The organism is Ruegeria sp. YTSC003 (genome assembly GCF_059609785.1).
Map to the genome: position 1 here is coordinate 491,698 of NZ_JBXWMK010000002.1, position 18,286 is coordinate 509,983.

16 protein-coding genes are annotated in these 18,286 nt (G+C 57.8%); 9 read left to right on the forward strand and 7 right to left on the reverse strand.

Annotation, left to right across the window (positions count from 1 at the left end; genetic code table 11):
* The first annotated feature begins 4 nt into the window (after window positions 1-4).
* The 3 genes from AC2FFH_RS06160 (at window position 5) to AC2FFH_RS06170 (ending at window position 2,832) form a co-directional block, all read left to right on the forward strand.
* Entirely contained in the window at window positions 5-979 is a 975-nt protein-coding gene (locus tag AC2FFH_RS06160) for a TRAP transporter substrate-binding protein (protein WP_496738719.1), read from the forward strand.
* Window positions 980-1,042: 63 nt separating this feature from the next.
* The gene (locus tag AC2FFH_RS06165) at window positions 1,043-1,576 is read left to right on the forward strand and encodes a TRAP transporter small permease (RefSeq protein ID WP_496738720.1); all 534 of its coding nucleotides are present in this window, start codon (window positions 1,043-1,045) and stop codon (window positions 1,574-1,576) included.
* The gene (locus tag AC2FFH_RS06170) at window positions 1,573-2,832 is read left to right on the forward strand and encodes a TRAP transporter large permease (RefSeq protein WP_496843979.1); all 1,260 of its coding nucleotides are present in this window, start codon (window positions 1,573-1,575) and stop codon (window positions 2,830-2,832) included. Before AC2FFH_RS06165 ends, AC2FFH_RS06170 begins: the two co-directional genes overlap by 4 nt.
* A gap of 131 nt (window positions 2,833-2,963) precedes the next feature.
* Here AC2FFH_RS06170 and preA read toward each other — a convergent pair whose 3' ends face one another.
* The 4 genes from preA to AC2FFH_RS06190 all read right to left on the reverse strand — a co-directional run bounded on the left by preA (window position 2,964) and on the right by AC2FFH_RS06190 (window position 7,296).
* Window positions 2,964-4,268: an NAD-dependent dihydropyrimidine dehydrogenase subunit PreA gene (preA, locus tag AC2FFH_RS06175; protein WP_496766730.1), complete on the reverse strand. Its 1,305-nt coding sequence runs from the start codon at window positions 4,266-4,268 to the stop codon at window positions 2,964-2,966.
* Between the two features lie 18 nt (window positions 4,269-4,286).
* Complete coding sequence (locus tag AC2FFH_RS06180) at window positions 4,287-5,123, reverse strand: methyltransferase domain-containing protein (RefSeq protein WP_496766732.1); 837 nt, start codon at window positions 5,121-5,123, stop codon at window positions 4,287-4,289.
* A 46-nt stretch (window positions 5,124-5,169) separates the two neighbouring features.
* Window positions 5,170-6,504: an NAD(P)-dependent oxidoreductase gene (locus tag AC2FFH_RS06185; protein ID WP_496766734.1), complete on the reverse strand. Its 1,335-nt coding sequence runs from the start codon at window positions 6,502-6,504 to the stop codon at window positions 5,170-5,172.
* 159 nt (window positions 6,505-6,663) lie between these two features.
* A complete protein-coding gene (locus AC2FFH_RS06190) occupies window positions 6,664-7,296 on the reverse strand; it encodes a cupin domain-containing protein (protein ID WP_496719995.1) in 633 nt (210 codons plus the stop codon).
* 167 nt (window positions 7,297-7,463) lie between these two features.
* On the opposite strand from AC2FFH_RS06190, the gene AC2FFH_RS06195 reads away from it, so the two are divergent.
* The 3 genes from AC2FFH_RS06195 (at window position 7,464) to AC2FFH_RS06205 (ending at window position 10,538) form a co-directional block, all read left to right on the forward strand.
* The gene (locus tag AC2FFH_RS06195; RefSeq protein WP_496766736.1) at window positions 7,464-8,459 is read left to right on the forward strand and encodes a GT-B fold glycosyltransferase domain-containing protein; all 996 of its coding nucleotides are present in this window, start codon (window positions 7,464-7,466) and stop codon (window positions 8,457-8,459) included.
* A gap of 72 nt (window positions 8,460-8,531) precedes the next feature.
* Complete coding sequence (locus AC2FFH_RS06200; protein ID WP_496776453.1) at window positions 8,532-9,824, forward strand: O-acetylhomoserine aminocarboxypropyltransferase/cysteine synthase family protein; 1,293 nt, start codon at window positions 8,532-8,534, stop codon at window positions 9,822-9,824.
* A gap of 3 nt (window positions 9,825-9,827) precedes the next feature.
* Window positions 9,828-10,538, forward strand: coding sequence for a GNAT family N-acetyltransferase (locus tag AC2FFH_RS06205; protein WP_496843980.1), 711 nt, complete (start codon window positions 9,828-9,830; stop codon window positions 10,536-10,538).
* A 2-nt stretch (window positions 10,539-10,540) separates the two neighbouring features.
* Here AC2FFH_RS06205 and AC2FFH_RS06210 read toward each other — a convergent pair whose 3' ends face one another.
* Window positions 10,541-11,236 (reverse strand): SIMPL domain-containing protein, encoded by a 696-nt coding sequence (locus AC2FFH_RS06210; protein ID WP_496766740.1) that lies wholly within the window; start codon window positions 11,234-11,236, stop codon window positions 10,541-10,543.
* 164 nt (window positions 11,237-11,400) lie between these two features.
* Between AC2FFH_RS06210 and AC2FFH_RS06215 the strand changes: the two genes are divergently transcribed.
* A complete protein-coding gene (locus AC2FFH_RS06215; protein ID WP_496843981.1) occupies window positions 11,401-13,557 on the forward strand; it encodes a hypothetical protein in 2,157 nt (718 codons plus the stop codon).
* A 66-nt stretch (window positions 13,558-13,623) separates the two neighbouring features.
* Here the strand turns inward: AC2FFH_RS06215 and hppD are convergent, their stop codons facing one another.
* Window positions 13,624-14,721 carry a 4-hydroxyphenylpyruvate dioxygenase gene (gene hppD / locus AC2FFH_RS06220; protein WP_496766746.1) on the reverse strand — a complete coding sequence of 366 codons (1,098 nt, stop codon included), beginning with the start codon at window positions 14,719-14,721 and terminating at the stop codon, window positions 13,624-13,626.
* A gap of 146 nt (window positions 14,722-14,867) precedes the next feature.
* Between hppD and AC2FFH_RS06225 the strand changes: the two genes are divergently transcribed.
* Together AC2FFH_RS06225 and AC2FFH_RS06230 are read left to right on the forward strand one after the other, a co-directional pair.
* Window positions 14,868-15,323 carry an Lrp/AsnC family transcriptional regulator gene (locus AC2FFH_RS06225; protein WP_496844049.1) on the forward strand — a complete coding sequence of 152 codons (456 nt, stop codon included), beginning with the start codon at window positions 14,868-14,870 and terminating at the stop codon, window positions 15,321-15,323.
* A 19-nt stretch (window positions 15,324-15,342) separates the two neighbouring features.
* On the forward strand, window positions 15,343-17,223 hold the full coding sequence (locus tag AC2FFH_RS06230; RefSeq protein ID WP_496722288.1) for a monovalent cation:proton antiporter-2 (CPA2) family protein: 1,881 nt from the start codon (window positions 15,343-15,345) through the stop codon (window positions 17,221-17,223).
* 28 nt (window positions 17,224-17,251) lie between these two features.
* Here AC2FFH_RS06230 and cobT read toward each other — a convergent pair whose 3' ends face one another.
* Entirely contained in the window at window positions 17,252-18,265 is a 1,014-nt protein-coding gene (gene cobT / locus AC2FFH_RS06235) for a nicotinate-nucleotide--dimethylbenzimidazole phosphoribosyltransferase (RefSeq protein ID WP_496843982.1), read from the reverse strand.
* Window positions 18,266-18,286: the final 21 nt, after the last annotated feature.

Below are 18,286 nucleotides of genomic sequence, written 5' to 3' on the forward strand. Positions count from 1 at the left end.
GAACATGAAACATTTTGCTAAGATCGCCGCTTCGGCTGCAGCGCTTGCTGTGACATCGCTAGCTGCCCATGCAGATGAATTCCGTCTGGGCCTGATCACGCCACCTCCGCATATCTGGACCAAGGCGGCCGAGTCCTTTGGGGCCGAGCTGAACGAAGCCAGCGGTGGTGCCCATACCGTATCTGTATTCCCTGCCCGTCAGTTGGGCAACGAGGCAGAGATGCTGCAACAATTGCAAACCGGCGCGCTGGACATGGCATTCATGACCGTGGCCGAAGTGTCGAACCGCGCACCTGAGCTGGGTGCGTTTTATGCGCCGTATCTCGCGGATGATATCGGCCACGCGGGGCGCATCCTGCGTTCGGATGCCGCAAAATCGATGCTGGAACCCCTGCCTGGTCAGGTTGGCGTTGTAGGCCTAGGTTACGGTATGGCCGGGCTGCGCCAGATCGTCAGCCGGGGCGATGTGTCTTCGGCAGAGGATCTGTCGGGCCTGAAACTGCGGATCACGCCGTTCACGCCTATCCTCGATTTCTACAACGCGGTCGGAGCTGCCCCGACGCCGATGCCGCTGCCTGCGGTCTATGACGCGCTGGCCAATGGGCAGGTCGATGCCATTGATATGGATGCTGAACTGATCTGGGTGCTAAAATACTACGATCACGCCGACACGATCGTTCAATCCGACCACATGATGTTCCCGATGGTCGGGCTGGTCTCGGCCAAAGTCTGGGCGGGACTGTCCGAAGAAGACCGCGCAATGATCGGTGAATTGATGGCAAAACACGTCGACAGCACCATCGACGCCTACGTTGCCAACGAAGCGAAGTGGCTGGAACAGATCGAGGGAACCGGCAAGGCCTACAAGAAAGTCGATGCCTCATTCTTTGGCGACGCTATTGAGGAGTGGAACGGCATCTGGTCTGAAAAAACCTCGTCCCTTGACGCGCTGCGGGAGACTGCGGCAGAAACCAAATAAAGTTGAACGTTTCAAGGAAAGGGCGCAGGTCAATCCTGCGCCCTTTTCCATAGGGGATCGGCGATGTTATACCGGCTGTCTGCAGCGTGGGCGTGGGTTGAGTTATGGTGTGCTGCAGCACTGGCCGTTTGCGTCACCCTATTGATCTTGTTGAATGTCGTGACGCGCACTGCGGGTAACGCCTTGTTCTGGGTGGATGAACTGGCAATCTATGCCATGGTGTGGATGACATTCCTTGGCGCATCCGCGGCGTTACATCACCGCAATTCGGTCTCGATCACGATCCTTGTGGATCTGGTTCCGCCTCAAGCCCGGGCAATCATCCAAAAAGCGGTCGATGTCGTTGTCTTCATTTTTGCAATCGCGATGCTGTGGGTCTGCTGGCGCTGGTTTCTGCCTTTGGACATCGCCCGCACTGGGTTCGACGCAATGGCTTTTCAGGGCAACACGTTCAACTTCATTTATGCTGAGCCGACCTCGACACTCGGGCTGCCAAAATTCCTGTTTTGGTTCGTGATGTGGCTATTTGCCTTGGGGGCCACGCTGCATTCAACAATGCATCTTGTAGCGCGACCTGAACGAGGGTTGCGGGCATGAGTCCTATTGTCTTTCTGGCGACCCTGCTTTTGTCGGTCCCCGTCGCCATCGTACTGGCGATCACCGCGATCTGGTACATCTGGGAAAGTGGGAACACGGTTCTTTATGACAGTTTCGCCCAGAAGATGTTTGGCGGGCTGGAAAACTACGGCCTGCTGGCTATCCCGCTCTTCATGCTGACCGGAGAATTGATGAATGAAGGCGGCATGACACGCCGCCTGGTCGCCTTGGCGCGCGTTTTCGTGGGCGGGTTTCGGGGTGGGCTGGCCTATATCAACCTGCTGGCGAATATGTTCATGGCCGCCATCATCGGCTCGGCCACTGCGCAGATCGCCGTTATGTCGCGCGCCATGGTCCCCGCGATGGAAGAAGAAGGATACAGCAAGGGCTTCGCCGCTGCCACAACAGCCGCCGGTGGCCTGTTGGCGCCGGTCATCCCGCCGTCGATGATGTTTGTTATTTTCGGCGTTCTGGCACAGATACCAATCGGCGACATGTTCATAGCCGGGATCATTCCCGGATTGCTTTTGGCCGGAGCTTTTGCACTGGTAATCACGTTAATTGGATGTGTTCAGCAATTCCCCAAGGGAGTCTGGATGTCCCGCAAAGATGCCGTACAAGCCCTGATCGCCGCCCTGCCCGCCATGCTGATCCCGGTTTCGATCATCGGCGGCATTTTGTTTGGCATTGCAACGCCAACGGAATCCGCCGCCATCGCTTCGCTAATCGCATTTCTGGTCGGGTGGCTGATTTACGGAGATCTGAAGCCGCAGAATCTGGGCGAGATGTTCAAACGAACAGCCGCAAATGCGTCGATGATCCTGTTCATGATCGCCGCGGCCAGCGTATTTGGCTGGGTCATCATCTACGAGGAAATACCGCAGCAGCTCGCCGGGTTGATCACATCCATCACATCCAACCCGTTCATGTTTCTGCTGATCGTAAATGCCGCCCTGCTGTTGGTAGGGATGGTGATCGACGGGATCGCCGCCATCATCCTGATCACCCCTATTTTGTTACCGATTGCCACTGGATCCTACGACATCAGCCCCTACCAGTTCGGAGTTGTTGTATGCCTGAACCTTGTTCTTGGCCTGCTTACGCCACCCGTCGGGATCGGCCTCTATATCACCTCATCCATGAGCGGCACGACCCCCGGAGCAATTCTGAAATCGCTTTGGCCGTTCCTGATTGCAGTGGCCGCTGTGTTAATACTGCTCAGCTATGCGCCGATCTTGTCGACCTACCTGATCTAGCGAAACGAGATGAAGCTGCGGGTCTTTGGAGACACTGTTCAGTTGGGGCAATAACCGCCATCCACGTGGTCAACAGCACAATTAGTAAGGGGCCCACGCTTTGGGGCCCCTTCTTGTTTTTAGCAACCAAATTACTCGGCAGCTTTGGCCATCGGGTTGTTTGGATGGGTCGTCCAATTCGCATATTCCGGCTGAACTTCCTGCCCTGTACGCGGATCAACCTCGCCCGCGGCCATTGGCACCATTGAGATACATCCATCCACTGGGCACACGTCTACGCACAAGTTACAGGCGACGCATTCGTCATCCATGACCTCGAATACCCGATCATCGGACATGGAAATCGCCTGGTGGCTGGTGTCTTCGCACGCGGCATAGCAGCGACCGCATTTGATGCACTGGTCCTGATCGATCTTGGCCTTGGCCACGTAGTTTAGGTTCAGATACTGCCAGTCAGTCACGTTCGGAACGGCACGACCGACAAACTCGGACACGTTTGTGTACCCTTTTTCGTCCATCCACTTGGACAGACCTGCAGTCAGTTCGTCGATGATCTTAAAGCCGTAAGTCATAGCTGCAGTACACACCTGGACGTTTCCACAGCCCAGAGACATGAACTCTGCCGCATCGCGCCATGTGGTCACGCCGCCAATGCCGGAAATCGGCAAGCCATGGGTGGCTTCGGCGCGGGCGATCTCGGATACCATCGACAGGGCAATTGGCTTGACCGCCGGGCCACAATACCCACCGTGGCTGCCCTTGCCATCAATCGATGGTTCCGGGCTGAACGTGTCCAAATCAACGCTGGTGATCGAATTGATCGTGTTGATCAGTGACACCGCATCCGCGCCACCGTTTTTCGCCGCCTCGGCAGGCTTGCGAACATCAGTGATGTTTGGCGTCAGCTTCACGATCACGGGCCGGTCATAGTATTTCTTGCACCAGCGGGTGACCATCTCGATATATTCCGGCACCTGCCCTACGGCTGCGCCCATGCCACGCTCGCTCATCCCGTGCGGGCAGCCAAAGTTCAGCTCGATCCCGTCCGCGCCGGTTTCTTCGACACGCGGCAGGATTGCTTTCCAGGCCTCTTCCTCGCAGGGCACCATGATCGACGCGATCAGCGCGCGATCTGGATAGTCCGCCTTAACCCGGGCCATTTCTTCAAGGTTCACCTCAAGCGGGCGGTCGGTGATCAGTTCGATGTTGTTGAGACCCAACAGGCGGCGATCCGCGCCATAGATCGCGCCGTAGCGCGGCCCGTTCACGTTTACGACCGGCGGCCCCTCGGACCCGAGCGTTTTCCAGACGACACCGCCCCACCCGGCCTCGAATGCGCGGCGCACATTGTATTCCTTGTCTGTCGGCGGCGCCGAGGCGAGCCAGTAAGGATTGGGGCTGGAAATGCCCAGAAAGTTTGTTGTCAGATCGGCCATGGCTTCTCCCTTCCCGGCTCAGCCGGTTTTCTTGAATATCATTTCGGTCGGACGAATGCGCCCGGCCTTGAGGTTCGTGACGTAGTTTTGAAACTTTTCAGGCGCCGTCTCGCCCATCATCAGGTGGATGCCCAAGGGCGGCGGGCCGCTTTCGGCGATGCGCGCAAACACCTCTTCGAAAAAGGTCAGCGCGAAGTCGGTCCGGTCCGTCTCGGTGACCAATTCGAAGCCCGCCGCTGCGGCGGCGTCTTTGTAAACCTCTGGCGCATCAACAAAAGATGTCTCGGCGACAATCGACCATGGCAAAGGATAGGCCAGTGGCTCGGCAACTTCCCCACCCATCACATCAAACAGGGCAAAGGTCCCATCCCAGGCCAGCGCGCGCGACACTTCCGTGAAAAGGCCAGCCTTGTTTTCGATGTTCATCCCGACATGCATCATGACAGCAAGATCGAAGCCTGCATCCGGCACAGGCATGTCCAGTGCGCTGCCCACCAGAAAACTCGTCTTTTCGGAATGACCGACAATCTGACTCAAAGCCGTGGCCGTTTCGACAAACTCCGGTGTCAGGTCGACCCCGGTCACCGTTGAGTCATAACGATCCACGATGTACCGCGACGTCCCACCGATGCCGCAGCCAACATCCAGCACACGGGTCGCGTGGGTCGGTGACAATTGCGCAAACAGGTTGTCTGTCGCCAGAACGCCGCCGGTGTGGAACTCATCCCCCGCCTTCAGATCGGCCACAGTGGCCGCGTCCGGGTCAATCCCACTGGCCTCAAGCGCCGCGCGAACGCGGTCAGTCAAGGCTCCGGTGGTATAGTGTAGGGCAACGGCTTGTTCGATCTGGGACATGGGAATACCTCAGCAGCGAAAGGAATGGGGTGAATACCCCACCCTATCACGAAACCAGAGTTGCGTGGATGTCCATCGCGGCATCACGGCCCTCGGCCACTGCGGTCACGGTCAGGTCTTCGCCTCCCGCCGCACAGTCGCCCCCAGCCCAGACACCCGCCATCGAGGTACGCCCGGCACCAGACACAGCAATCTTGTTGCCGTCGAGCTTCAGCCCTTCCGGCGCGCCGTCCAGCTTTTGGCCAATGGCCTTGAGGACCTGATCTGCAGGCAAGCGGATCATTTCCCCGGTGCCCGAAAGCTGACCGTCGTGGCTGGCAGTATACTCCAACTCGATCTCGACCGCGGCCCCGTTTCCATGGATGGCCACAGGTTGCACATTGGTCATGATCTTGACGCCGTGCGAGGCTGCGAGGTCCTGTTCGTACCGGCTGGCCCCCATTGCGTCGCGTCCACGGCGATAGGCAATGGTGACATGTTCGGCACCCAACAGTTTCGACTTCACCGCAGCGTCCACTGCAGTCATGCCGCCGCCGATGACGACCACGTTGCGACCCACGGGCAAATCAACCAGATCAGAGGCCTGACGCACGTCCGAAATGAAATCCACTGCAAAGCGAACACCATCTTTTTCCACCCCGTCGGCGCGCAAGGCATTCACCCCGGCAAGACCAATAGACAGAAACACTGCATCATAGTTCTCGGCTAGCCCTTTCAGCGAGATCCCCTCGCCCAGAACTGAACCGGTCTCAATCGAGATTCCGCCGATTTTCAGCAGCCAGTCGACTTCGGCCTGAGCAAAATCGTTGGTCGATTTATACGCTGCGATCCCGTATTCGTTCAGCCCACCCGGTTTGGGGCGGCTTTCGTGGATCACCACGTCATGCCCAAACATGGCCAGCCGGTGCGCACAGGCCAAACCCGCAGGCCCTGCCCCGATTACGGCAACCGTTTTGCCGGTTGGTGCGGCCCGTTGGAACGGATGACTCCCGCCAACCATCACACTGTCCGTCGCGTAACGCTGCAGCCTTCCGATTTCGACCGGTGAACCTTCGGCGGTTTCACGCACGCAGACTTCTTCGCACAGCGTTTCAGTCGGGCAAACCCGGGCGCACATGCCGCCCAGAATGTTCTGCGCCAAAATGGTCTCACCCGCCGCTTCGGGCTGACCAGCCTGAATCTGGCGCATGAACAGCGGAATGTCGATGTCTGTCGGACAGGCTGTGACGCATGGTGCGTCGTAACAAAAATAGCACCGATCCGCTGCCACGGCGGCCTCATGGGGGGCCAGTGGCGGATGCAAATCCGTGAAATTCGAGGTCAGCTCATCGCTGGACAGCCGCCCGGAGACAATGCCGGGGGCAATCTGGCCCTGTGCCATCACTCTACTCCCTGTAGATATGTTTGTTGTGGCCTCAGCTTGCCACAAAGTAATTTTTTATCAAATGGTAAAATTTGCCAAATGGTCAAAAAATGAAAAAACCGGACCAATCGACCCGGTTTTCCTTTGTTTCTGCCTGTTTTTCTTGCAGCGAACGTATCAGACCATCTGAGCCAAATGCCCTGTTTTCGTCCAAACACGCGCTCCCGAAGCACCCGCCACGGCGGTAGATCGCGCGCCCGGAGGCAACCTCAGCCAGTCCCAGGTCGTGAAATCCTCGTCAGATTCCCTCAGCGAGCCTTCGATCACAAACAGCTCCATTCCGTGCGACGCGTCCAGATCCAACGCCTCGCCCGCCGCAAGATTGAACACGCGGACATCCTCATGCGCGTCTTTGAACAGTTGAGTATTCCCCTGACCATTGATCGAGCGGCGTACCTCTGTCCGATCATCCGGGTCAAACTGATGCAGCTTCACCAAGATCGTCGCCCCCTCTTTAGCCGAAGGTGTGTGCGACGAGGTCGGAGGGTTTCTCACATAACTGCCGACCGGGAAATCTCCGGTTTCGTCCTGAAAAACGCCGTCCAGAACCAAGTATTCTTCTCCCCCGTCATGGGTGTGGGCCGAAAATGCGCTGCCCGGAGCGAAACGGACGATTGTCGTTGCGCGGGCAACCTCCTCGCCGATGCGATCCAGCATCTTGCGTTCGACACCGGCGGCGGGTGACGCGATCCATTCATTCTGGTCGAAATGAACTGCAACACGTTTGGTGAAATCTGCGTTGATCCTCATGGGGGCACTCCTGAACGGGGACGTGTCCCTAACATGGGATTGCGCCGACATTTTTCAAATTGCACGCATCGCATCTGGTTTTGACGGGCGCGCCTGCATACTGTACGTCCGACAAGAAACCCGAGCAGCGCCGGACCACGGCACCCACAAGTACTGAAAGTCACCGGATGCAGGCCAGCGCCCCGAAATTCAACATCGTTATCATCGGGCAAAACAACCGTCTGCAATACGAAGCCCTTTTGTTTGCCGCCTCGCTGCGGCACAGCAGCCCTGATTTTTCCGGTCGACTGTTCGTGGCTGTTCCACAACCCGGTCCACGCTGGCCGCAGGACCCTACCATCCAGAACGAGGATCTGCTGAAAGCACTCCGTCAGCTGGATGCCGAGATCTTGCCGTTCGAAAACAAAGTATTTGGCGCCAGTTACCCTTATGGCAACAAGATCGAAGCTTTGCTGGCCATGCCCGAGGGTGAGCCCTTTGTGTTTTTCGACAGTGACACACTGATCACCGGCGATCTGACCAGCGTCCCCTTCGACTTTGACCGCCCCGGCGCATCGCTAAGGGTCGAAGGAACCTGGCCCAAACCAACCTTGTATGGTCCTGGACTGGATGGGATCTGGAAGGCGCTTTATCAAAGGTTCGGACTGGATTTCGACAGCTCGCTGGATACCAGCCAACCGGTGGATTACTGGCGGCGCTATCTGTACTTCAATGCCGGGTATTTCTTTCATTCCTGCCCTCACACCTTCGGAAAGCGCTTTCTGGACTATGCCTGCACGATCCGCGACGGCGAAATCCCCGAGATGGCAGGACAGAATTTTGACCCCTGGCTGGATCAGGCTGCACTGCCGCTGGTTATCCACTCGTTCGGCGGCGGTCGCGATGCCCTGCCCGCAGGTCTTCTGGACGGATCGGTCAGCTGTCATTACCGCCTGTTCCCCCTGCTCTACGCCCGTGAAAGCGATCACGCTGTCGCGGTGCTGGAAACCGTGGTTGCGCCAAACCGGGTCAAGAAGGTCCTCAAGGGATATGACCCGATCAAGAAGCTGGTTCTGCAGCGCAAAGGTCACAAGATCAGGGACATGTTCGACCGCGAGAACCTTCCCAAACGCGAGCAGGTTATTCGCAACACGATACGCAAGAATGGTCTTTGGATGCGCTGACAGGAATGTTGTCTGCGCGCGCCCAATCGCCTAGAGATTCAGCAACGCACTTTCCAACAGGAGATTTCCAAGATGTCTGACGGCCCCACCTACGGTTTTGATACGCTTCAAATTCACGCGGGCGCCCGACCCGATCCTGCAACTGGCGCGCGTCAGACACCGATTTATCAGACGACAGCCTATGTGTTCCGCGACGCGGATCACGCGGCCGCCCTGTTCAACCTGCAAGAAGTTGGTTTCATCTATTCCCGCCTGACCAACCCCACCGTGGCCGTTCTGCAGGAACGTGTCGCCACGCTGGAAGGCGGCGTCGGCGCGGTTTGCTGCTCGTCAGGTCACGCAGCACAGATAATGGCGCTGTTCCCGCTGATGGGTCCGGGCTGCAATGTGGTCGCCTCGACGCGCCTCTATGGCGGCACGGTCACGCAGTTCAGCCAGACCATCAAACGCTTTGGCTGGTCTGCCAAGTTTGTCGACACCGATGATCTGGACGCCGTGAAAGACGCAATCGACGAAAACACCCGTGCGGTGTTCTGCGAATCCATTGCCAACCCCGGCGGCTATGTCACTGACATCCGCGCGCTGGCGGATGTGTCTGACGCTGCGGGCATTCCGCTGATCGTCGACAACACCTCGGCCACGCCATACCTGTGCCGCCCGATCGAACACGGCGCGACTCTGGTCGTGCACTCGACCACCAAATACCTGACCGGCAACGGCACCGTCACCGGCGGCTGCATCGTGGATTCGGGCAAATTCGACTGGTCAGCAAATGATAAGTTCCCCTCTCTCAGTGAGCCGGAGCAGGCGTATCACGGCCTTAAATTCCATGAGACCTTCGGCCCGCTGGCCTTCACTTTCCACGGAATTGCCATTGGCCTGCGCGATCTGGGCATGACCATGAACCCGCAGGCGGCACACTATACGCTGATGGGAATCGAGACCCTGTCTTTGCGGATGGAGCGTCACGTCGAAAACGCACAAAAGATCGCCGCATGGCTCGAGGCGGATGACCGCGTGGAATATGTCACCTATGCCGGACTGCCATCGTCGCCGTACCACGATCGGGTGAAGACGCATTACAAGAAGGGCGCGGGAGCCCTGTTCACCTTCGCGGTCAAGGGCGGCTATGACGCGTGCATCAAACTGGTCAACGCGCTTGAGATTTTCAGCCACGTGGCCAACTTGGGTGATGCAAGGTCGCTGATCATTCACTCTGCCTCGACCACGCATCGGCAGCTGACCCCGGAACAGCAAGAGGCCGCAGGCGCTGGCCCCGGCGTTGTGCGGGTGTCCATTGGTATCGAAGACGCCGATGACCTGATCGCCGATCTTGATCAGGCGCTGGCCAAAGCGTCGGCCTGATCCATGAGCGGGCACAACACCAATGATCTGGGCCAACCCATCGGATTGCCGGTAACGGGCGATTTCCCTCGCCCTACACCACCTTACACGCCGATGGAGGGCCGATATTGTTCCGTTGTCCCGCTTGATGTTAACAGGCATGCGCCCGGGTTGTTCCGGGCGTTTGCCAACGACACAGATGGCAACAACTGGACCTACCTTGCCTATGGACCGTTCGACGGCGAACGCGAGTTTGAGGATTGGACCCGTGAGACCTGCATGGATTCCGATCCGATGTTCCACACGGTACTGGATAGCAACGAAACGCCGGTGGGTATGGCTTCATTTCTGCGGATTGACCCGGCGGCGGGTGCGATCGAGGTGGGACACATCCACTTCTCACCCTTATTGCAGCGTAGCCCGCAATCGACCGAGACTATGTTCCTGATGATGCGGCGCGTGTTCGATGAGTTGGGCTATCGCCGTTACGAATGGAAGTGCGACGCGCTGAACGCGCCGTCCTGTCGCGCGGCCGAGCGTTTGGGCTTTACCTTTGAAGGTATTTTCCGACAGGCCACCCATTACAAAGGTCGCAACCGGGATACGGCGTGGTATTCCATCCTCGACAGCGAATGGCCCCGCATCCGCAGCGCCTTTGAGGATTGGCTCTCGCCGGACAACTTTGACCAGACGGGCCAACAAAGGCAACCTTTGAAGGCCCGCGCAAGCGTCTGAGGTTACTCAGAGATTTCGAATTCCATTGTGACGGTGACCGAAACGGACACCTCGCCACCTGCGACCGCTACACCACCTGCATCCGCAGCGCTGAATTCCCGCATCATGGCCACGGCGCGCGCGCCACCGACCTGTTCGCTGATCTCTTGAACTGGTCCGAGTGTCACGTTAGCCGCCTGTGCCAACTGCTCGGCCTTGGCGGTCGCTTCGGCCACAGCGTTGGCCCGCGCCTGCGCTTGCAACGGTTTCGGATCCTGCACGCCAAAGCTCAACCCGCCAAAATCATTGGCTCCATCCTGGATAACCGAGTCCATGATCGTACCAAGCTGCGACAGGTCACGCACACGTACTACGACTCGGTTCGAGGCGACAAAACCGGAAATCTCGGGTCGATCTCCGCTGGCGCTGTTCCGGTTGTTCCAAACCGGCGACAAAGACACATCGCGGGTCTGCACATCACGCGTTTCGATCCCAAGTTCCTGCAACCGGCTCAGGACCTGAGACACCGATTCCGAAGTGGCCTTCATCGCGTTTGAGGCCTGCCCGTCTTCATTGGTCACGCCCAGAGTAATAGTCGCCATATCAGGCGCGGCCTGCACGGTTCCCGCCGCGTCAACGGTGATGCGACGTTCTTCCGCATGGGTCATGCCCGCAACTGACATCGTCAGAACTGCAGCTAGAAAAGCGATTTTATTCAAGGTCTTCCCTCCAATTTTCTTTCTTCCAACATGGGGTGGCGGGGGTCTGCCGAACAAGGGGAAAGACCGGCTTTTTCTTTCCCTCGGCGGGATCCTGCTTTAATGTCGCTCTGCGGGCGAATGATCGTTTGCACAGATGCTGACAACTATGGTTTTTCCGGATTATGAAACCCGCCTTTGCGCTGTCTTTTTCTTCGACCGGAATATCCTTGCACCACCATTCGGATGGTGACTGGTACTGCATTGGCGAGGTTGCTCTGGATGCGCCCGACCTGAATACGCAGATCATCGCATTGCGGGATCAGGGCTTTGCCCTTGAAAACGACCTGAACTGCAAGCTGGTGATACCAGCGGATCAGGTACGATTTTTGTCCGTATCAACAGAGGGCCTAAGCCCCGAGGAAAGCGCTGAAAAAGTGCGGGCGGAACTGACCGAGGCAACTCCCTATGCGCTGGATGAGCTCGCCTTCGACACCGCAACCGTCGGTCCGACAACCCATATTGCCGCTGTCGCCAGGCAAACCTTGGATGAGGCCCGGACATTTGCCGCCGAGCACGGGTTTGTTCCGGTACAGTATTCAACCCCGACCGAGGGTCAGGAATACCCGGCTGAACCTCGGTTCGAAATCGATGCCCCAGACACGGTCATTGCTGCGGAACCGTTCGAGGTTGAGGATTCTGCCAAAACTGATGAAGGACCTATCGCAGACACGATTGCAGATTCCGAGACCCCGACAGAGTTTCCTTCAGTCCCCGTCACGGCCGGTGCTGTGGAAACGGTTGAGGTAGAAGAGTCCGCAAAAGAAAATGAAGCTGCCGCCGATCGGGCAATCGTTTTTACCGAGCCCCAAACGGAGCTTCCTTCCGCGCCCAATGCGACCGCGGCGGTGGACCCCGGTGAGGGCGAAGAACCCGCCAAAGAACATGATGGCCCTGCCATTCACGCGATCGCTGATACCGAGATCCCACCAGAGTTTCGTTCAGCGCCCAACGCGAACATTGCTGCCGAAACGAAAGCCACACACCCAATCAACCGCTACGCCGTTCCAGCTGCGGCAGCCGCTCTCGTTGCCGGTATTGCCCTGACCGTGTGGTCGTTGACCGGATCTGACGACACCGAACCCTCAGTATCCGAGGCGGTTTCGATTGAAGAAACTGTGCGAAACCCCACACCTGACGAGCAGATCGCCGAAACACAGGAGGTTGACGGCGATCCGGAGCTTGAATTCGAGCCTGAGGCGGCCGCAACCGCGCCAGAGGAAGAGCAGCAAACCGAACCTGTTGAAGAAACCGCCGCTGATCTCAGCGCGACCGATGCTGCAATCCTCGAAGCGCTGAATGTGGCACCGACGCAGGTTGAACCGGTGGGACAAGAGGCTGAGCCCATAGAAATCCCGTCACAGGTGGGCATCGAGATATTTGCCCCTGATCCTTTGCCCGATCCGATCCTGGAATCGGCAGAGGACCTGTATCTGGCATCCCTGGACAGCACTGAGTTGTCGCGGGACGCGGTGGCGCTGCCCCCCGTCAGCAGCTTCGAAACTGACCTGCCGTTTGAGCAAAACGCCCTGCCCGCGCAGGCCGGAGTCCAGTACGAACTGGACGAACGCGGCCTCGTCACGCCTTCAGCCGAAGGAACCCGGAACCCCGACGGAGTGGTCGTTTACCTTGGCCGACCAGCCAAGGTTCCCCCGGCAGTTCCGGTTCGGTTCGAACAAGAGCCGATTGAGGAAGATCCTACAGCCCGCTTAGCGCAGAAAAGGCCAAATCCACGTCCCGCCAATTTGCTGGAAAGCTTTGAACGGCAACAACTTGGCGGACGCACACGCGAAGAACTGGCGGTTCTGCGTCCGAAACTGCGCCCCAAGTCCCTGCAAAGCAGCCCTCAAATCGACGAAACGCCGACGGCTTTGGCTGTTGTCCGCGTTCCGCGCCCCAAAACACGACCAGCCGGACTTGCCCGCCCGGCCAGTACAAACACAAGCACCGCCAATCTTGGATCGACTGCAGCGGTCGATCAAAGCTCGGACGAAGCTGGTTCTTTCCAACCAAAGGCCGTGGCACCGAAAATCCCGTCGACCGCCTCGGTGGCGCGGCAGGCGACCATCGACAATGCGCTCAATCTGCGCAAGCTGAACTTGATTGGGGTTTACGGGACCCCGGCCAACCGGCGCGCGCTGGTCCGGTTGCCCAGTGGTCGGTACAAAAAACTGAAAGTCGGAGACAGGCTGGACGGCGGCAATGTTATCGCCATTGGCGACAGCGAATTGCGATACCAAAAGCGCGGAAGAAACCTGACGTTGAAAATGCCGCGAAGCTGACGGTTCAAAAAGCAAAGGCGGTCGAGGGATATCCCCGACCGCCCTTTGGTGAATTACTTTACGCCGTTAAGCAGCTGAAATTTCACCGCTTTCGATCTGCTCGCGTTCGATGGATTCGAACAGGGCCTTAAAGTTCCCTTCACCAAACCCATCATCGCCTTTGCGCTGAATGAACTCGAAAAAGATCGGACCGATCACGGTTTTTGAGAAGATTTGCAGCAAGATCCGGGTCTCGCCACCGTCCAGCACGCCCTCGCCATCGATCAGGATGCCGTGCTTGATCATCCGGTCCAGAGGTTCATCATGATCCACGACACGTTCCTTAGACATGTCGTAATAGGCCTGGTTCGGACCCGGCATAAACTTCAGGCCCTTTTCCGCAATCGCATCGGTCGAGGCGTAAATATCTTCACTACCCACTGCGATATGCTGAATACCTTCACCCTTGTACTTCTTGAGGTATGATACGATCTGCCCGGTTTCGCCCCGGTCTTCGTTGATCGGAATACGAATACGACCACAAGGCGATGTCAGCGCGCGGCTAAACAGGCCAGTGAATTTACCCTGAATGTCAAAAAAGCGGATTTCGCGGAAGTTAAACAGGCTCTCGTAGAATTTGAACCACTTATCCATGTTGCCCTTGTAGACGTTGTGCGTCAGGTGATCGAGGTAATAGAACCCATCGCCGCGCGGTTTGGACTGTTTGTTCCAGGTGAATTCCTGATTGTAAGGCGATGTTTCATAATACTGATCGATGAAATAGATCAGCGAACCGCCAATACCCTTGATCGCTGGGGCCTCCATGGTCTTGTCCGCCGCGTCATAAGGTTCAGCGCCTTTTGACACCGCGTGTTCATAGGCTTTCTGCGCGTCCACGACACGCCATCCCATCGCAGGGGCACAGGGGCCGTGTTCTGCCACGAACTTAGCGGCAAAGCTCTCCGGGTCGGCATTCAGGATGTAGGTCACGTCCCCCTGCTGCCACAGCTCAACCAGTGGCTTGTCCGTGTGGTGTCCGACCAACTCGAACCCCATTTTGGCGAAAAGGTCGCGCAGTTCTTGCGGCTCAGGGTGGGCGAATTCGACAAATTCAAACCCATCGGTTCCGGCTGGATTTTCAGGGCTGATGACAGATTTCGGGGCGTTGTGCGGGAAAGGACCCATGGCGCGTCTCCGTAAAAACAGGAATTTCTTTGCTGATTCCAAAATACGCCTTACCAAGCGCTGTTTCTGCGCATAGTTTTCGTGTAAACTATGATCATATGCGTAAATCACGCATGAACTTGGGAAATTTTGGAGAAATTCCGCATATGCTGGATTCCACCGATACGCGTCTGCTGTCTGCCTTGCAAAAGGACGCACATCTGACCGCGCATCAATTGGGTGAAATGCTGAACCTGTCACCAAGCCAGGCCGGGCGACGCCGTCAGCGGCTTGAGGCCGAAGGCTATATCACCGGATATGCGGCACGGCTGGATCCCCTAAAACTTGGTCTGCAGGTCCAAGGGTTCATTCAGGTGCATTTGGGCACACATGGCCCGGAACAATCCGCAAGTTTTGCCCGCATGGTCGACACCTGCGCCGAAATCACCAGCGCCTGGACGATGACCGGAGAGGCAGATTACCTGCTGCACGTGTATTGCGACGATCTTTCCGCGCTCAACCGCTTGCTTCACCAGGTGATACTGCCGCATCCTGCAGTGGCACGGGTGCACAGCCAGATCGTGATGGACCAACTTAAACGCGACGCGCCATTGCCCACCTGACCGGACCGAGAGGACAAACATGGACGATTTCCTTTACCAGGCTTCGATCTATCTGGCTGCCGCCGTGATTGCAGTGCCCTTGTCGGCACGTCTGGGGTTGGGTTCTGTTCTGGGTTATCTGGCCGCTGGCATCGTCATCGGGCCTGTCTTCGGGCTTGTGGGGGCCGAAACCGAAAGCCTGCAGCATGTAGCGGAATTCGGTGTGGTCATGATGCTGTTCTTGATCGGGCTAGAGCTTGAGCCGCGCGCTTTGTGGGACATGCGAGACCGGCTTCTTGGGCTAGGCGGCCTGCAAGTCTTGTTGTCGACCGCAGTAATCGCTGCAGTGGCCATGTATGCAAATCACCCCTGGTCGGTCGCCCTGGCCGTCGGGTTGACCTTATCACTGTCCTCAACCGCTATTGTTTTACAGACCCTCTCGGAAAAGGGTCTGATGCAGACAAATGGCGGGCGAGCGACGTTTTCGGTCCTGTTGACACAGGACATAGCCGTCATTCCCATTCTGGCAATGCTGCCGCTTTTGGCGCTGCCTGCAATGCCTCATATCGAAAGCGACGGCTCAATCGACCGCGGCGCGGACGCACTCCATGACGCGGGCCATCACAGCTTGTCACTGGTCGAAGGTTTGCCTGGCTGGGCTGTTACGCTGGTCACCATCGGCGCGGTTGCCTTTGTCATTCTGGCCGGTATCTACCTGACGCGCCCACTGTTCCGCTTCATCCACGCAACCCGGTTGCGCGAAATGTATACGGCGCTGGCGTTGATGATCGTCGTGGGAATTTCCTTCCTGATGACGCTTGTCGGGCTCTCCCCTGCTCTGGGTGCGTTTCTGGCGGGTGTTGTTTTGGCCAGTTCGGAATTCCGCCACGAAATGGAAAGCGACCTTGAGCCGTTCAAGGGCCTGTTCCTAGGCCTGTTCTTCATCACGGTCGGCGCCGGGATTGATGTCGGTTACTTTTTCAACGACCCGCTTGATCTGATCGGTCTTGCGTTGCTGGTCATTTTGGCAAAAGGCATCATCCTGTTTCTGGTTGGTCGCGCGTTCCGGTTGCGTGGTCGGGATCACTGGTTGTTCACATTGGGTCTGGCCCAAGCGGGCGAGTTCGGCTTTGTGCTGTTGGCTTTCTCAACGCAGCAAAACGTCATCCCGCCGGATTTGTCACAAAAACTGCTGATGATCATCGCCTTGACAATGCTGATCACGCCGCTGTTGTTCATCATCTATGATCTGATGTCGCGCCGTATGGGCGATGGCGCCGCGGAAGTCGAACCCGATGAAATCGACGAGAAAGGCCCTGTCATCATCGCCGGGATTGGTCGTTTTGGTCAGATCGTAAACCGGCTTGTTCGCGCCAGCGGCTTCAAAACCGTCGTTCTGGACCACGATATCGAGACAATCCAATTGATGCGCCGGTTCGGCGTCAAAGGGTTTTTGGGTGACCCTACGCGGCCAGAACTGTTGCGTGCCGCCGGGTTAGAAAAGGCTTCAGTCCTGGTCGCTGCGATGGATGATCCCAAGCAAGTCACGCGGTTGGTTGGCTTCGCCCGGCGTCAACGCCCGGATTTGCATATTGTGGCCCGCGCACGGGATCGTACCCATGTCTACCAGTTGTATCAGGCCGGAGCGAATGACATTGTCCGCGAGATGTTCGACGGGTCACTGCGAGCGGGCCGCTATGTTCTAGAAAACGTAGGTCTGAGCGAATACGAAGCGGCGCAGGCCGAGCAGACATTTTATCACCACGACCGTGCTTCTGTGCGTGATCTGGCAGAGCTGTGGATTCCCGGAATGCCAACCGCTGATAACAAAAAGTACATCGAGCGGGCGCGGCAGCTTGAAAAAGACCTGGAAACCGAGCTGTTGGAGCTGGCCGAGAAACACGCAAAGAAATCAGCCTGACCCGGTCTTGCCGGATCAGGCTGCTCGATCAACCGTCCGAAACACCTGCTTCGGCAAATGTCGCCATTCCGGAATGGCACGCGACGGCGCTTTTGAGAATGTTGATCGCCAGCGCCCCGCCCGAGCCTTCGCCCAAACGCAATCCAAGGCTCAACAGCGGCTCTTTGCCCAGCTTGGCCAATACCGCTGCGTGCGCGCCTTCGGCACTTTGGTGGCCAGCAACCGTGTGATCCAATGCGCCCTCGGACATGTTTGCCAGACAGGCCGCAGCCGCCGAGCAGATAAAGCCGTCAAGAATGACCGGGATATGCAAGGAGCGCGCAGCTGCGATGGCCCCGGCCATGGCCGCGATTTCACGCCCGCCCAGACGGCGCAAAATTTCCAGTCCGTCGCCGGAACCGGCGTGCAGGGCCACGCCTTCAGCCACGACGCGTGTTTTGTTAGCCAAACCGGCATCGTCTACCCCAGTGCCACGCCCGGTCCAGTCTGCGGCGTCGCCACCGAACAAAGCGCATGCGATGGCAGCCGCCGGTGTCGTGTTGCCGATACCCATCTCTCCAACCACAAGCAAATCGGCATTGTGGTCCACGGCGGTCCAGCCCACGCGCAGGGCCTCAAGCAATTCTTCTTCGGACATCGCGGGGCCCGCGGTGAAATCCGCCGTGGGCCGATCCAGATCCAGCGCGTGCACATTCATGGTCGCACCCGCTGCTTTGGCCAGCTGATTGATCGCCGCACCGCCATGTTCAAAGTTCATGACCATCTGCACGGTCACTTCCGGCGGAAAGGCGGATACACCTTGCGCTGTGACGCCATGATTGCCCGCAAATACGATTACCTGAGGGGCAGAGATCTGCGGCCGGGCATCCCCACGCCAGCCCGCATACCAAATTGCCAAATCCTCAAGCCGGCCCAATGCGCCGGGGGGTTTAGTCAGTTGTCCGTTGCGCTCGGCAGCACCTTGCAGTGCATTTCCATCCGGTCCCGGAGCGTTACTCAGGGCCTCGCGAAGGGTATTCAGGTCTTTTAATTCCGGCAGCATCCAAAGCCTCGTTGCATCAGA

Excerpts from the sequence above, each read along its gene's own strand:
- cobT (WP_496843982.1), bottom strand. The coding sequence starts at position 18,265 with ATGCTGCCGGAATTAAAAGACCTGAATACCCTTCGCGAGGCCCTGAGT.
- AC2FFH_RS06160 (WP_496738719.1), top strand. The coding sequence starts at position 5 with ATGAAACATTTTGCTAAGATCGCCGCTTCGGCTGCAGCGCTTGCTGTG.
- AC2FFH_RS06190 (WP_496719995.1), bottom strand. The coding sequence starts at position 7,296 with ATGAGGATCAACGCAGATTTCACCAAACGTGTTGCAGTTCATTTCGAC.
- AC2FFH_RS06225 (WP_496844049.1), top strand. The coding sequence starts at position 14,868 with ATGCTGGATTCCACCGATACGCGTCTGCTGTCTGCCTTGCAAAAGGAC.
- preA (WP_496766730.1), bottom strand. The coding sequence starts at position 4,268 with ATGGCCGATCTGACAACAAACTTTCTGGGCATTTCCAGCCCCAATCCT.
- AC2FFH_RS06230 (WP_496722288.1), top strand. The coding sequence starts at position 15,343 with ATGGACGATTTCCTTTACCAGGCTTCGATCTATCTGGCTGCCGCCGTG.
- AC2FFH_RS06195 (WP_496766736.1), top strand. The coding sequence starts at position 7,464 with ATGCAGGCCAGCGCCCCGAAATTCAACATCGTTATCATCGGGCAAAAC.
- AC2FFH_RS06180 (WP_496766732.1), bottom strand. The coding sequence starts at position 5,123 with ATGTCCCAGATCGAACAAGCCGTTGCCCTACACTATACCACCGGAGCC.
- AC2FFH_RS06215 (WP_496843981.1), top strand. The coding sequence starts at position 11,401 with ATGAAACCCGCCTTTGCGCTGTCTTTTTCTTCGACCGGAATATCCTTG.
- AC2FFH_RS06170 (WP_496843979.1), top strand. The coding sequence starts at position 1,573 with ATGAGTCCTATTGTCTTTCTGGCGACCCTGCTTTTGTCGGTCCCCGTC.
- AC2FFH_RS06205 (WP_496843980.1), top strand. The coding sequence starts at position 9,828 with ATGAGCGGGCACAACACCAATGATCTGGGCCAACCCATCGGATTGCCG.
- AC2FFH_RS06200 (WP_496776453.1), top strand. The coding sequence starts at position 8,532 with ATGTCTGACGGCCCCACCTACGGTTTTGATACGCTTCAAATTCACGCG.
- AC2FFH_RS06185 (WP_496766734.1), bottom strand. The coding sequence starts at position 6,504 with ATGGCACAGGGCCAGATTGCCCCCGGCATTGTCTCCGGGCGGCTGTCC.
- AC2FFH_RS06165 (WP_496738720.1), top strand. The coding sequence starts at position 1,043 with ATGTTATACCGGCTGTCTGCAGCGTGGGCGTGGGTTGAGTTATGGTGT.
- hppD (WP_496766746.1), bottom strand. The coding sequence starts at position 14,721 with ATGGGTCCTTTCCCGCACAACGCCCCGAAATCTGTCATCAGCCCTGAA.